Genomic DNA, 13187 nt, shown 5'->3' with positions numbered 1-13187 from the left:
TAGCATTCCCAAGGTTTCCCGGCATGACCAGAATGCGGGGGAAAGCAACAATCAGACTTCCTTCAGGGCACGACCACGTTACCTTTGCCACCTACCACTTCCAACGCCTGCCACTTGTCGCCATTGCCGCTGGTATTCGACAACAAATTCCCGGAAATCATGCTGTCTTCGACTTCGTTGAGAAGGATACCTGCATTATCACAATCCAAGACGGTACAACCGGTCAAGTGAATACGACGACAATGATCGAGTATGATCCCCGCCTCCGATCGTAACACGCGATGGACATGTAATCCGTTGATTGTGGTATCTTCGCAATTTCGAAATAGGACACTATTGTCACAGGTATCGTCATCTTTGTACGGAGCGTTTCGCCCCATCGCATTTGGCCCAACAACGACGTTAGCACTGTCCTCAACTCGTAAGTTGTACTTGTACCCACTAGAAATCGTGTTGCCTGTGATGACGACATCACGAGCCTTTTGAATATCGATGTTGGTTTCGACATCGCTGATGATATTATTGGCAATCGTTACCAATCCCCAACAACGTTCCCCATCGGAATCGGCACCGATGTAACGAACGTTAGCCGACTCAGACCCACCTGAATGCTGCAATGTACAACCAGTAATTGCCACTTCGGCGGTCCCATACTTGGTTCCACCGCTATCGATCAACACATTCTTTACATTCCCTTCGATATCGCATCCGCTGATTTGAATATTGCGGGTATTTCCTTTGTAGGAAACAACACCGCCGCCTTGATTGTAGCTGATGTGCGTTCCAGTGATGTTGATCTGGTGCAGGTTTACATCATCCAGAAAGACCCCCACACCTCGGTTCTCATAGAAATGACATCCAACGATTGCGACGTTTCGATTGCGTTGGGTTAAGTGAACGGCGTGTCGTACATGGCGAATAACCACATTCGAGATCGTTAGCTGCATCGTCTTTACGGCTTCAATTCCATCAGCAAGATTATTGGCGCCAACAATTTCAATCCCTTCTACGATCGGCATTCGTTGTCGCCGCCAAACGTTATCTTTGACCGTTTTGGGATCGGCACTTCCCTCATGCGTTCCGATGAATTTTATCGCCGGACCTATTCCTTCCATGACAATCCGCGGCGTCCCATCGCCGACAACTGAAGTTACGCCAACTTTGTCGAGATCGATCACCAGAGGCTGTGTGATTCGATAAGTCCCGCGCGGTAACGCAATACTTCCGATGCCGGAATCGATCATTCGTTGCAATGCGGCGGTATCGTCATCGTTGCCGTTGCGACTCACGCCAAACGTCTGAATCGTGGTATCGAGCTTATGACCGAGCGCCGGATCGCGCCACAATGCATCGGCGCCCACGGCCCAGCCAATTGCGATTCCAGCAAGTAAGACCGCCCCGACAAGCCTCAAACGGGAAAGCAACCAGCGAGCAAAGGTATTATTCAATTGCGACATGAGAATTCGCCGTGGTGGGAGGAAAAGGCCAAGTTTGAGAATTCATGCCCCTCATTTGTTGGGCCATTTGACCATACCTTGGCAAAAACTAGCGGTCAACATATCACGTGGCATCACATTTTGTGACCGTCGGCAGAAGAATGTTTGCCTTCGACGGAAAGTCGTGGCATATTGAGTTCGCGAATTCCATTCGCGATCCCACCTTCCTTCGTCCCGCCGGAGTTTCCTGATGCCTCAGGTACGCCTCACTCTTCTTACGCTTCTCTTCGTCTTCGCATCGTATTCTTCGCTTCATGCCGAACTGAAAGTTGGTGCGGCGGCGATCGATGTGACACCGCAGAAGTTTCCCGTTTTGATCAACGGTGGGTTCTTTCCACGTTCTGGCGAGCCAACGGAAATCTACGCTCGCGCGATCGTACTCGATGACGGAAAGCAGCGTATCGCCATGGTCGTTACCGATAGCTGCATGCTACCCAAAGATCTCATCGATAGTGCGAAGAAGTTGGCGGCAGAGCGCACCGAAATCGAAACCGATCACATGATGATCTCGGCAACTCATACACACACTGCGCCATCCTCGATGGGAGCACTCGGAACACCAGCAGACGAGACTTACATCCCCTATCTTCGCATCAAGCTGGCCGAGGCAATCATTACCGCCGAAAAGAATCTCGCGCCAGCGAAGGTGGGTTGGGGATCCGTCGACGCCAATCAGTTTACGGCGCTGCGGCGTTGGATTTTGCGTCCTGATCAAATGCAAGCTGACCCATTTGGCGAAAAGACCGTACGAGCCAGCATGCACACGGCAAAGAACAACATGGAAAACGTCACCGGCGAATCAGGGCCGGAAGATCCTGAACTCGCCGTGATTTCGTTCCAGTCGCTCGACGGCAAACCAATCGCCGTGTTATCGAACTTTTCAATGCACTACTTCGGAGGTGGTGGCGCCGCTGACTATTTTGGAGCTTACTGCAAGAAGTTGGAGCAGGAGCTCGCTACAAAACATCAGGACGACGAGCCACCTTTTGTCGCCGTGATGTCGCACGGCTGCAGTGGTGATATATGGCGAGTCGACTACCGTAACGGCACGAATCAGACATTCGATGGTTTCGTCGACGGCATGATCGCCAAAACCAAGGAGGCGTTGGAGGGGATCGAATACGAAACTGACGCTCCTCTAAACATGGCGGAAACTCGAATGCCGCTCAAATACAGAGTCCCCGATGAGAAACGATTGTCCCAAGCTAAGCAAATCGTCGAGGCAATGGGAGACCGACCGCCGAAGACGCGGGAAGAGGTTTACGCGTTAGAGCAGTTGATCCTGCACGAACGACAATCGACTGAAATCGTACTGCAAGCAATCAGAGTCGGCCCGATCGCGATTGCCACAACGCCGAATGAAACGTATGCGTTGACCGGTTTGAAACTGAAAACCCGCAGCCCGTTTGAAAAGACGATGGTCATCGAGTTAGCCAACGGGGGCGATGGATATATTCCACCACCGGAACAGCACGTCCTAGGCGGCTACAATACTTGGGCCGCTCGTTCCGCGGGGCTGGAAACGACGGCCGAACCGAAGATCGTGGAAGCCAGCGTAAAACTGCTTGAGAAAGCTACTGGCGAAACGCAACGCCCTGCCCTGCCCCCGGCCAGCAAAATGGCCGCGACAATTGAAGGACTGAAGCCAGTCCGCTATTTCCCGCTCGACGACATGGATGGTCCAGAAGTCTATGATGTAACGAAAAGCAAACCATCGGCGTCGTTCGAGGAAGGAATCGTCTTCTACCTGGAGGGTGCCGACGGCCCATCGCTGGCGACCGATGGGCATCTTAACCGAGCCGCTCACTTCGCTGGTGGACGTCTCGTCGCCCAGGTTCCAGAGCTAAAAGACAACTTCACGGCAACGCTTTGGTGCTGGAACGGCATCGATCTCGACGCTCGCCCCATCGCAGGTTGGTTATTCTCTCGCGGTTTGCATGTCGGCTTAGCTGGTCAAGGGGAACACTCAGGCAAGCTCGTCCTGCAAATTGGTGACGATGAAACATCTCGCAAATACGGCAAGACCCCGCTCACCCGCTGGACGTGGGATCAAGTTGCGATCGTTCGCGAAGGTAAAACCGTCCGGGTGTTGCTTAATGGTGAGACAGAAATCGAGGCCGACGCTGAGATTCCAAGCGTCGACAATACGATTTACATCGGCGGGCAATCGACCGATCAAGATAGTTGGGAAGGGCGTCTGGATGAAGTTGCCTTGTTCAATCGAGCTTTGAAGCCCGAAGAGTTGAAGCAACTTGCTGACGATGGTACGAAATCGAATTCCGGGTCTGCTCCGAAACTGAGTGCGGATGAGATGACCAAAGGAGGTCGGCACTGGGTGGACGATAAGACACCACCTCCGCGTTCGCCTGAAGAGGAATTGGCTTCGTTTCAAATTGAGCCTGGTTATCGAATCGAGCTCGTAGCCGCCGAACCGCTTGTGAAAGATCCGGTCGCGATCGCCTTCGACGTGAAAGGACGGATGTTCGTCGCGGAGTATGGCGACTACCCGATCGGTCCCGAAGATGGCTCGACAACACCTCTTTCACGAATCGTCTGCCTGGAAGACACTGATGGCGATGGGCGGATGGATAAGCGTCAGCTCTTTGCCGACAAGCTAAACTTCTGTCATAGTTTGATGCCGCATGCTGGCGGGATTCTTGCCTGTGCCCAGACCGAGATTTTGCTGTTGAAAGATACCGACGACGATGGCCAGGCCGATGTCCGTGAAACGCTGTTCAGCGGATTTCAGCCTGCCCATCCCCAGATGCAAATCGGTTGTCCACGCTGGGGTTTGGATAATCGGATCTATTTGAATTACGGTGTCGGCAATGTGATCGGGCCTAATCAAACAAAGCCGACTAAGCTGCCGCGAGAAGAATTCTGGTTCGATCCCCTAACCTACGAATTTGGTGCAGCGAGCGGGACCGGGCAGTATGGCAACACAATCACGGCCTGGGGCGATCGCCTTTTCGCGACCAACCGAAATCCAATCATCGCCACGACGATGACCGATGAAGAAGCTGCCCGAAACAAGTTCGCCGCGATCCGAGGCATTCAATACGATGTCGCTCCGTCGGGCGGCGATTCTAAAGTGTTTCCTCTCGTTGCCATGAAAAGCAATTGGCTCTCGCACGCCGGAACGCATACTTCGGCATGTGGCACGACCGCCTACGTCGGTGATGGCCTGGGCAACAAAATGGTCGATAGCGTGTTCGCTTGCGAACCGATCGGACACTTGGTAACACGTGCCATCGTGACGCGAAACGGTGCGAAACTAACTTCGAGGCGGGCACGCGAAGATGCTGACTTCCTAGCCGCAACCGATACATGGTTTCGTCCTGCCAGTTTGGCGAACGGTCCCGACGGCATGCTATATTTGGCTGACATGTATCGTTTATGGGTCGAGCACCCGAAGTTTCTCCCGCCGGAAATCGCCGCTAAACTTGATTGGCGAGCCGGAGAAGATCGCGGACGTATCTGGCGGATTGTGCCTGAGAAGCTCAAACGATTGCCAGCCTACGAAGCTCCTGAGAAATTAAGCGATCTCGTGGTGATGCTGGAAAGCCCCAACGGCTGGAAGCGGCGAATAGCTCAACAGCAATTGGTCGAAACTCAGTCCACCGAAGCGGCACCAGCGCTTCAGTCTCTGGTCGAGACAAGTCGCTCTGCGTTTGCCAGGCTTCACGCTCTTTGGACACTCGAAGGGATCGGCCAACTCGATCGAGCGACCTTACTTACCGCGCTGAAGGATAAGTCTCCCCAGGTTCGGGCCGCTGCTGTTCGCCTTGCAGCGAACTATTGGGAGGGCGATTCAGCACTCCGCCAAGCCACATTCGCACGAGTTGACGATGATAATCGTTGGGTTCGATATCAGCTGGCCTTGGCATTGGGAACAACGGACGATCCGACTCGCATCAAAACGTTGTCGCAACTTGCCGCCCGCGACGGTAGCGATAGTGACTTCATCGACGCACTTCTGACCGCGACGGAAACTTGTTCTGGCGCGGTACTCGCTAACGTCGTCGTCGGACAAAACCCAAGCGACGAATTAATTCGCCGCTTGACGAAAGTCATCGGGACGCGACATGATCCGCAAGAGCTTGCCACAGCAGTGGCCACCATTTCAGCAATTCCCAGTCAACAAAGACAACACACAGCCATGTCTGGCTTGGCAGAGGGATTGAATGGCCGAACGAAGTTGGATCACCTTTTCGCCTCGTCCGAACCGCGACGTCAAGAGTTCTTTCAGCAGTTGGTTGCGATCGCGGGCGACGATACCCGTTCTGATGAAGATCGTCGCGACGCCATTTTTCTAATGGCAAAGTGCTCACAGAAGAATGATCGACTTCTGGCCAAGTTATGCATGCCGCAAGTGCCGCCGCTAGTTCAACAAGCGGCGATTTCCGGATTGGCAACTGGCCTCACCGAGAAACGAGGTCGAGTCCTCCTGAACATCTGGCAAGATATGGGACCGTCATCCAAAGCAACCACGTTGACACTGCTCTTGCGTCAACCAATTGGTATTGAACTTGTCTTAGAGAAAGTCCGCGCGGGCGATATTCCAGCGAAGCTGATCAGCCTCGACCAACAAGCACAAATTCGTAAACACCCGAGCGAAGCGATCCGTAAACAGGCTGAAGAACTGTTTGGTCAGGCCGCTTCCACAGATCGTGCCGCCGTGTTGGCCAAATACGAATCAGCAACTCATACCATCGGCAGCCCACTAGCTGGGCGAGCTGTCTTTCAAAAGCAATGTGCCAAGTGCCATGCCCCTTCCGAACCAGGAGGAGCCACGGTCGGCCCTGATTTAGCAGATTCGCTGAATCGTCCGCGCGAGGCCATCCTATACGATATCCTCGACCCTAGTGGCAAAGTCGAACCGAAGTATGCGGCCAGTCAGATCCTGACGTCCAGCGGCCAATCGTACAGCGGAATCGTCAGCAAAGAGACCGCTCACTCCGTCATCCTGCAAACCGCCGATGGAAAGTCGCAGGAAATTCCGCGAAGTGAAATCGACCTCTTTCAAACCAGCGATCAGTCGTTGATGCCCAGCGGTTTGGAAAAGGAGATTTCACTTGACGAAATGGCCGACTTGCTTGAATTCCTCAAATCGCCTTTGCCGAAACGTTAGTCCCAGTGAACGATTACCTTGAGGCTATCTGAATCGGCAGCCCGATGAATCGCGGCTTCGATGTCGTTTTGGCCGAATCGCTCGGTATCATTGGTCATCAGGTCGATCTTCGGCAAGCGACCTTCCGAGAGAAACCTATGGGCCAGGCGGATCCCCCGCATACTGGAACCGTGGGTCGCCTGATAACATTGCAATCGATAATGGATGTCGTTGTTAAGATCGACTTCGTGTGCCAAACGCGGCTTGCCACTCGCTCCCTTCACGCCAGCATGGGCATCCATCACCGTGCCGTAGCCCATCAGCTTTGGTGCTAACTCGTAGCCAGCCGCAACGGGGGCATTTACCATCACGAAATGAGGCTCGTTGAAGGGTTGGCATTCCTTGTAAACGTTCTCGACGACGTTCTCGTCCCAACGAACCCCGACAACGTTCGGCCCACCGAAGTCGCGTAACACACGTTCGAGCCGTTCTTGGCCACGGTTGATAACGATGATCTTCCGGGCGTTCATCGCTTGGGCACATTGAAGGGCGTAAGTGCTTTGCGAGCCAGCTCCGATCAGAACGACGATTCGGTTTTCGATGCAATGGTTAACGCGCGTCATTCCTTCTAAGCAGCAAGCCAGCGGCTCCAACTGGCAAGCATGCGAAGGGTTAAACCCCTGGGGGAACTTGACGATCGGGCCGTACTTTACAAACCAAGCCGGTAAGATCGCGTGCGAACGAGCGAAGCCATCAAACTCGTGACCGGTGGCCCAGGTATTGGGACAACTCGTCCAATCACCTGTCCCATTTTCGCCGCAATAAATACACGACTCGTCACCACAGGGAATATCACAGCCGAGCCCAACGAGATCGCCAGGTTCGAATTGTGTGACGCCCTCGCCAACTTCATCAACCACACATGCCGCTTCGTGAAGAAGAATCGCGGGCCACTTCTTAATACGTGGTAATCCTTGCTTGTAGATCACCACGTCGGACTGGCAAACCGAAGTCGTCACCGTCTTTAACCGAATTTCACCAGGGCCAGGTTGGCCTAGCTCTTGCTCGGAAATTGTGAACTGACCGCCAGGTTGATCAAGGTATTGAACTTGCGATTTCATCGTAGCTCGACAGAAAGAGTGTTGCGTGAATGGGGGGCGGAGTAAGCCGTTTACTTCGACTCTGGATGGATGAGCACTTTGGTAAAGAACTCAGACTGGGCATGCATCATTTCCAAAGCAGCGATGCCATCGACGAGCGGAACACGATGCGTAATGAGTGGTTTCAGATTCAAAATCCCGCTGGCCATGGCGGCCAATACGGTCCGCCAGTCATCGTCGTCGCTGTAAACACTGAAGTCTGAATTCCACACACCGAGAATATCGATCTCACGACGCATTGCCTGCGAGATCAATGTTGCCGGCAAAGTGACATCCGCAGCCGGATTTCCGAGCATAACGACTCTCCCAGCGCGACGAGCGACTTCTATTGCCGCCAGCATTGTGGGAGGAACTCCCGCAGCTTCAATCGCGACATGTACGCCATGTCCAGAAGTAAGTTCGTCGACGATCTCGCTGACGTTGACTTCGCGGCTATCGTAGGCATGCTCGAAGCCCAGTTTACGAGCAATCTCGAGCTTTTCGGGTTGGATGTCGAATAGCAGAACAGGACCTGCCCCGGAGGCCTTTAACCATTGAGCTACCATTAAGCCAATCGGTCCCAGCCCAAACACGGCGACCGAATCTCCGAGGCGAACTTTTGCTCTTCGAACGGCATGCAGCGCGACGGCGGCTGGTTCTGTCATCGCAGCTTCCTCGAGAGATACGTTCTCGGGAACGCGAATCAAATTGCGTTCTGGGGCAACGACATACTCGCTGAATGCTCCATCGCTACGGGAACCAAGATAGTCGTAGCCGTCCGATTGTGCATATTTCCCTTGTTCGCAAGCGGCGTGATCTTCACGCCACAGTAGTGGGAACACCGCGACACGATCGCCCGCCTGAAACTGCTGTACACCTTCACCACACGCTTCAACTGTTCCAGCAAACTCGTGTCCACAGATCGTTGGAAAGGAATAGGTGCCTTTGGAAAAGCAGCGAGGGATATCCGATCCACAAACACCACAGAAACCAATCCGCACACGGACCTTTCCTGGTTCGACCTCGGGAACGGGAACCTTCTCGTATCGCAAATCACCAATACCATGCAGAACAATTGCTTCCATCTGGGAATCCGAGGACTGGTTCATACTTTACCGATACCTTGAACAACTTTCGTGGGGCGATTGAGGCTAAGCAGATGTTATGGAAGACTCGCCACGGGCTGAAAGCCCTGCCTTGATTGCGTCGAGCATGCGAGCTTTATTTTCATTCATCGAAGCGGAACGATGGAACAGACTGCTCGTTCCAGCAACCAGATTGGTAGCTCCGGCCGCGACCATCCCAGGAATGTTGTCGAAGCTAACGTTCCCATCGACTTGAATCGGCAAGTCGAATCCACTTGCCGCCAAAAAGTCTCGACAGTCGGCAATCTTGCGCAGCGAAGCTGGCGTCATTGCCTGCCCAGCGTAGCCGGGGTTTACAGTCATTATCAAAACGTAGTCGATTCGCTCCAGAACATAATCGATCGCGGCGAGTGGCGTGCTGGGATTTATCGCGACCCCGGCCTTCATCCCAAGTTCCCGAATGCGAGCCAACGTGCGATCGAGGTGGGTCGATGATTCCAAATGGACCGAAACCTGGCTCACGCCCATGTTCGCTAGTTGCTCGACAAAGAAATCGTTGTCAGCCACCATCAAGTGAACATCGAGCGGTAAGTCGGTCGCCTTTTGAAGGGCATCGATAACCCCTAATCCCATCGGCATGTTCGGAACGAAATGGCCGTCCATGATATCGAGGTGTAGCATGTCGACGCCAACTCGTTCAACTTGTCGCAAAGCAGCCTCGAAGTTCAGCGGATCGACACACATCATGGACGGGGAAATCTCGACTGGATTCGCCGAAGTAAAAGCAACCGGAGTCGTAGCTCCTGGGGGCTCGCTGCCTTCCCCGAGAAATGTCTCTTTCAAGTGCCGCAACGAAGAGCGAAGCATTTCTTCTAGATGATGGTCACTATAGTCACGGCCAAGTTTAGGTCCGCCGATTTCTAGATATCCGGTCATCTCGCTTACCGGTAGTTTGTCGGCATTGTCCAGCAAGAGCTGACGGAACTGTGCAACGTCGACGATGCCTTTCGCACGCTCTTCAGGGCTGAATCCGAATGTCGAATTGAACCGCGCGTCGGTATTCTTCAAATGGAACTCGTATAGCCAAGGATACGTTGCCTCGAACAACTCGATGTGATTGAAACCGACCTGATCCTGCTGATTGATATAACCGTGTGCGATATCGGCGCAGTATCCAATTGGTACGGTCGAGTCAGGATGCTGATGGTGATAGTCCATCAATGTCTGGCCCATCGCCGCGACCTCTTCCGGCAGTGTCGGTGGTTCAGCCAAACAGGACATCGGCTCAATCGTGAGCCAAGATAGACCTTTCTCTTTCGCATAATGCATTAATTCACGCATGTGCTGAAGATAACACTCTACACCCTGCGACTTTGTACCCATTCGATCACGCATGATCGCTCCAGGATTCGAGCCGATCGAATCGGCTCCTAACAAGGCGCCAATCTCGATGTAACGTTCAAAATTGCGTCGTGCGACCTGCTCTAAGCCAACCTCTTCGCGAAAGAAGCCACCCAACTCGCGATGGGCAGTGAACATGCTGGCAATCTGGATACCGTGGTTCTCGGCCTGTTGCCGTAATTCAATAAAGAACTCGTCGGGAAGCTGGTACATCTCGAACCAAGTTCCAATCTGCACCAATCGGACATCCTCGTCGGCCAACAAGCGAAACAGCCAAGGAAACGAGTATCGATACTCAATCGGATCGGTTTTGACGCCAAGCTTTAGCGTTAGGGACATAGCAGGAGAGAACCGTTGCAAAAACTGTGGGGGGAGAAAATGACCGTCAGCCGTTTCCCTCATCGTAAGATCTGATCACAAATGATCAACACTGCTCATTTCCGCGTTCGCCCCTTAAATTATGAATTATTCCAGTTATTGACCATCCAGAAGCATAGCAAGTGCAGATGCGATCGATCACAATAGAAAACAATGATTGAATTTGATTACTAGTGATCAGTGCCCGCCATGCAATCTGACCGCCAGGACCATATCCTTCGCCTTCTTGCCGAGACGGGCGTCCTTCACGTGGACGAAGCCGTCGAGCGTTTCGCCTCGAGTCCGGCGACTATCCGACGAGATTTCAATCAATTAGCAGAGAGTGGACTGGTTGAGCGAGTTCGGGGCGGAATTCGCATGGCCAACGAAGGAAGCATGCTTCCATTTACGGCGAGGGAAGTGCAGCATGCTGACGAGAAACGAGAAATCGCTCGCAGAACAAGTAGCTTGTTGCGCGATGGGGATGTCTTATTCGTTGACGGGGGAACAACGACGCTGCAGTTGGCTTACTGCCTTCCGCCTCTTAAGCTGAGGATCATCACCAATTCGCTGACCTTAGCCGCCGCAATAGAAAGCCGAAGCTCAGGCCGCGGTCGATGGGAAGTCTTTTTGACAGGTGGGTTTCTGTTTCCCGGTTCCGGGCTACTGGTGGGACCGAGCGCCCAAGCTGGGATCGTGCAGTATCACGCCAATTGGGCACTTCTTTCTGCAGGGGGCATCACTGAAGCGGGTATATTTAATGACAACGAGCATGTTGTTGAAAGCGAACGCTTAATGATCAAACATGCCGATCGCGCCGCCGTCTTAGCAGATGATTCTAAATTCGGCCATCATGCGATGCGGCACATTGCTGACTTAGACGAGCTTGATGTGATGGTCACGAATCGCCAGACGGCAACCTCACGTCAACTAGAGAACCAAGCAGGGCTTGGATTGCGGCTACTCTACACAAAATAAAAAGGCGAGTCGCTCGTTAAGAAAGCGCTCGCCTCGAACCTGTCTTGTATTTCCGATGCGATCAGATCCATGGAAAGCTCAAGCACGGAGCCTCAAGATCATCTCGACTTCGACACTTGCACCGAGGGGAAGTTGCGCCATCCCCAGGGCCGTGCGAGCATGTTTTCCTGCGTCCCCGAAAACTTCTCGCACCAACTCGGACGCACCGTTAATGATCAAATGTTGTTCGGTAAAGTCGAGATCCGAGTTCACATATCCGGTGATCCGTATCACACGCTCAATCTTATCGAGTGAACCAGCGTGAGACCGAACCGCTCGCAAAACATTTGCGGCACATAACGCAGCCGCTTGTTTTGCCTCATCGGAAGAGACTTCGGACGGAACTTTACCAACGAACTTCAACTGATCGCCATCGAACGGGACTTGGCCCGAAGCGTAAAGGATTCCGTTATCCTCCATCACGGCATCGACCAGCGAGCCCTCGGGAGTGGTCCGATCGACTGGGAATCCCAGCTTTTCTAGAACCGACTCCCTTTCACCTAGGTTGCACATCAATCCTTCTACTTTCTCTTTCGATCTAACCACCGTTACTTTTGATGACGGAGCTCTCCGGCAGCTCGACTTCGGCAAAGTAGATGCTCGTCTTACCTTCGTGCGAAGAGTAGTAGCTCATCCAGAGTTTCCCATCATACTCAACGAGACCAGGATAGCTGGTATCACCACCGGAAGGGAGCGTGGCCAATTCGTAAAGCTTACCTTGCTTCGGATCAACTTCCCAAATCGCGGTCTTGGCACCGCCAGGATACTTACGACCCGCCGCAATGAAGCGACCATCCTTTAGCTGAATGATTTCAGGTCCTCCGACACGGATTTCCAGATCTTTCCAGGTCCAATCGGTGTACGGAGCTTTCGCGGTTCCGAGCAATGCTGAAGGGGGATCGCGTCGCAGCAAACAGACAGCAGTTCCATCTTCCAAGAAGATCAAACCGGTTTCATTTGCGTAGCCTTCGACATCAAATTTTTCACCGACCTGGGTGAAGGACTTTCCATCTTCTGATTTGTAGAGACGGGCTGCGCGAGGCTCGACCGTGCTATAGCCGATACCATAAGCCTTGCCATCATGCCAGGTAACTCGCCAGATCCAGAAGTTCGGATCACCGATCGGAATCGCATCACTCCATTTCTCACCTTCGTCCGAATACCAGATATAAGACTGGTGCTTTGCCGACGCTGGCTGATGCAGGGCACCGGCGCCCGCCAAGCAGAGCTTGCCATCAGGCGTGACCGAGATTTTGGCATCCCGGAGATCTGCCGTGTCGGAGGTAACCAATGAGGCTGATTCCCAATTCTTACCGTCATCGGAACGTAAGACTCGTAGCGAGCCAACCTTCGAGACGTGACCGCCCCCCTCGCGGAAGACGCAGTACCATTTGTCCTTGAACCGAATCAGATCGGTAAAAGCGTTATGCGGCGCTTCGTCCCAAATCTTTTTTACGTCAACGATCTTGGCGGTCGATGCCTCTTCCGCGTACGAGGTCGTTAGCAAGGCGACCAATGCGAGGATACTTAATACAGATTTCATTTGACTCTCTTGAGTAGTTTAAGGTGGGAACCTCGCAGG

The 13187-nt window shown here is 53.2% G+C and carries 8 protein-coding genes; 2 read left to right on the top strand and 6 right to left on the bottom strand.

The features are described from left to right. Positions 1 to 62: 62 nt before the first annotated feature. Complete coding sequence (locus tag C5Y83_RS27095) at positions 63 to 1457, bottom strand: right-handed parallel beta-helix repeat-containing protein (protein ID WP_105332908.1); 1395 nt, start codon at positions 1455 to 1457, stop codon at positions 63 to 65. Positions 1458 to 1686: 229 nt separating this feature from the next. Between C5Y83_RS27095 and C5Y83_RS27090 the strand changes: the two genes are divergently transcribed. Then, on the top strand, positions 1687 to 6627 hold the full coding sequence (locus C5Y83_RS27090; RefSeq protein WP_105332907.1) for a PVC-type heme-binding CxxCH protein: 4941 nt from the start codon (positions 1687 to 1689) through the stop codon (positions 6625 to 6627). On the opposite strand, the gene C5Y83_RS27085 is transcribed toward C5Y83_RS27090, so the two are convergent. The 3 genes from C5Y83_RS27085 to rpe are packed head-to-tail and all read right to left on the bottom strand — an operon-like array spanning position 6624 to position 10570. Beyond that, the gene (locus tag C5Y83_RS27085) at positions 6624 to 7727 is read right to left on the bottom strand and encodes an alcohol dehydrogenase catalytic domain-containing protein (RefSeq protein WP_105332906.1); all 1104 of its coding nucleotides are present in this window, start codon (positions 7725 to 7727) and stop codon (positions 6624 to 6626) included. The two genes, C5Y83_RS27090 and C5Y83_RS27085, sit on opposite strands and share 4 nt — an antisense overlap. Positions 7728 to 7777: 50 nt before the next feature. Beyond that, a complete protein-coding gene (locus C5Y83_RS27080) occupies positions 7778 to 8854 on the bottom strand; it encodes a galactitol-1-phosphate 5-dehydrogenase (protein ID WP_105332905.1) in 1077 nt (358 codons plus the stop codon). A gap of 42 nt (positions 8855 to 8896) precedes the next feature. Then, positions 8897 to 10570 (bottom strand): ribulose-phosphate 3-epimerase, encoded by a 1674-nt coding sequence (gene rpe, locus C5Y83_RS29515; RefSeq protein WP_158262541.1) that lies wholly within the window; start codon positions 10568 to 10570, stop codon positions 8897 to 8899. Between the two features lie 228 nt (positions 10571 to 10798). Here rpe and C5Y83_RS27070 point away from each other — a divergent pair, with 228 nt between their 5' ends. Beyond that, a complete protein-coding gene (locus C5Y83_RS27070) occupies positions 10799 to 11566 on the top strand; it encodes a DeoR/GlpR family DNA-binding transcription regulator (RefSeq protein WP_105332904.1) in 768 nt (255 codons plus the stop codon). A 78-nt stretch (positions 11567 to 11644) separates the two neighbouring features. Here C5Y83_RS27070 and C5Y83_RS27065 read toward each other — a convergent pair whose 3' ends face one another. Further along, positions 11645 to 12118, bottom strand: coding sequence for a RidA family protein (locus tag C5Y83_RS27065; protein ID WP_105332903.1), 474 nt, complete (start codon positions 12116 to 12118; stop codon positions 11645 to 11647). Positions 12119 to 12143: 25 nt separating this feature from the next. Further along, positions 12144 to 13148 (bottom strand): sialidase family protein, encoded by a 1005-nt coding sequence (locus C5Y83_RS27060; RefSeq protein ID WP_199195146.1) that lies wholly within the window; start codon positions 13146 to 13148, stop codon positions 12144 to 12146. Positions 13149 to 13187 lie beyond the last annotated feature (39 nt).

Origin of the sequence: Blastopirellula marina (genome assembly GCF_002967765.1) — a bacterium.
GTDB lineage: Bacteria > Planctomycetota > Planctomycetia > Pirellulales > Pirellulaceae > Bremerella > Bremerella marina_A.
The sequence above is the reverse complement of the archived record's forward strand: the minus strand, read 5'-3'. Positions and strand labels throughout refer to the sequence as shown.

What these genes read in the sequence shown, in the direction of transcription:
- rpe (WP_158262541.1), bottom strand. Translation starts at nt 10,570, where the DNA reads ATGTCCCTAACGCTAAAGCTTGGCGTCAAAACCGATCCGATTGAGTAT.
- C5Y83_RS27085 (WP_105332906.1), bottom strand. Translation starts at nt 7,727, where the DNA reads ATGAAATCGCAAGTTCAATACCTTGATCAACCTGGCGGTCAGTTCACA.
- C5Y83_RS27095 (WP_105332908.1), bottom strand. Translation starts at nt 1,457, where the DNA reads ATGTCGCAATTGAATAATACCTTTGCTCGCTGGTTGCTTTCCCGTTTG.
- C5Y83_RS27070 (WP_105332904.1), top strand. Translation starts at nt 10,799, where the DNA reads ATGCAATCTGACCGCCAGGACCATATCCTTCGCCTTCTTGCCGAGACG.
- C5Y83_RS27080 (WP_105332905.1), bottom strand. Translation starts at nt 8,854, where the DNA reads ATGAACCAGTCCTCGGATTCCCAGATGGAAGCAATTGTTCTGCATGGT.
- C5Y83_RS27065 (WP_105332903.1), bottom strand. Translation starts at nt 12,118, where the DNA reads ATGTGCAACCTAGGTGAAAGGGAGTCGGTTCTAGAAAAGCTGGGATTC.
- C5Y83_RS27060 (WP_199195146.1), bottom strand. Translation starts at nt 13,148, where the DNA reads ATGAAATCTGTATTAAGTATCCTCGCATTGGTCGCCTTGCTAACGACC.
- C5Y83_RS27090 (WP_105332907.1), top strand. Translation starts at nt 1,687, where the DNA reads ATGCCTCAGGTACGCCTCACTCTTCTTACGCTTCTCTTCGTCTTCGCA.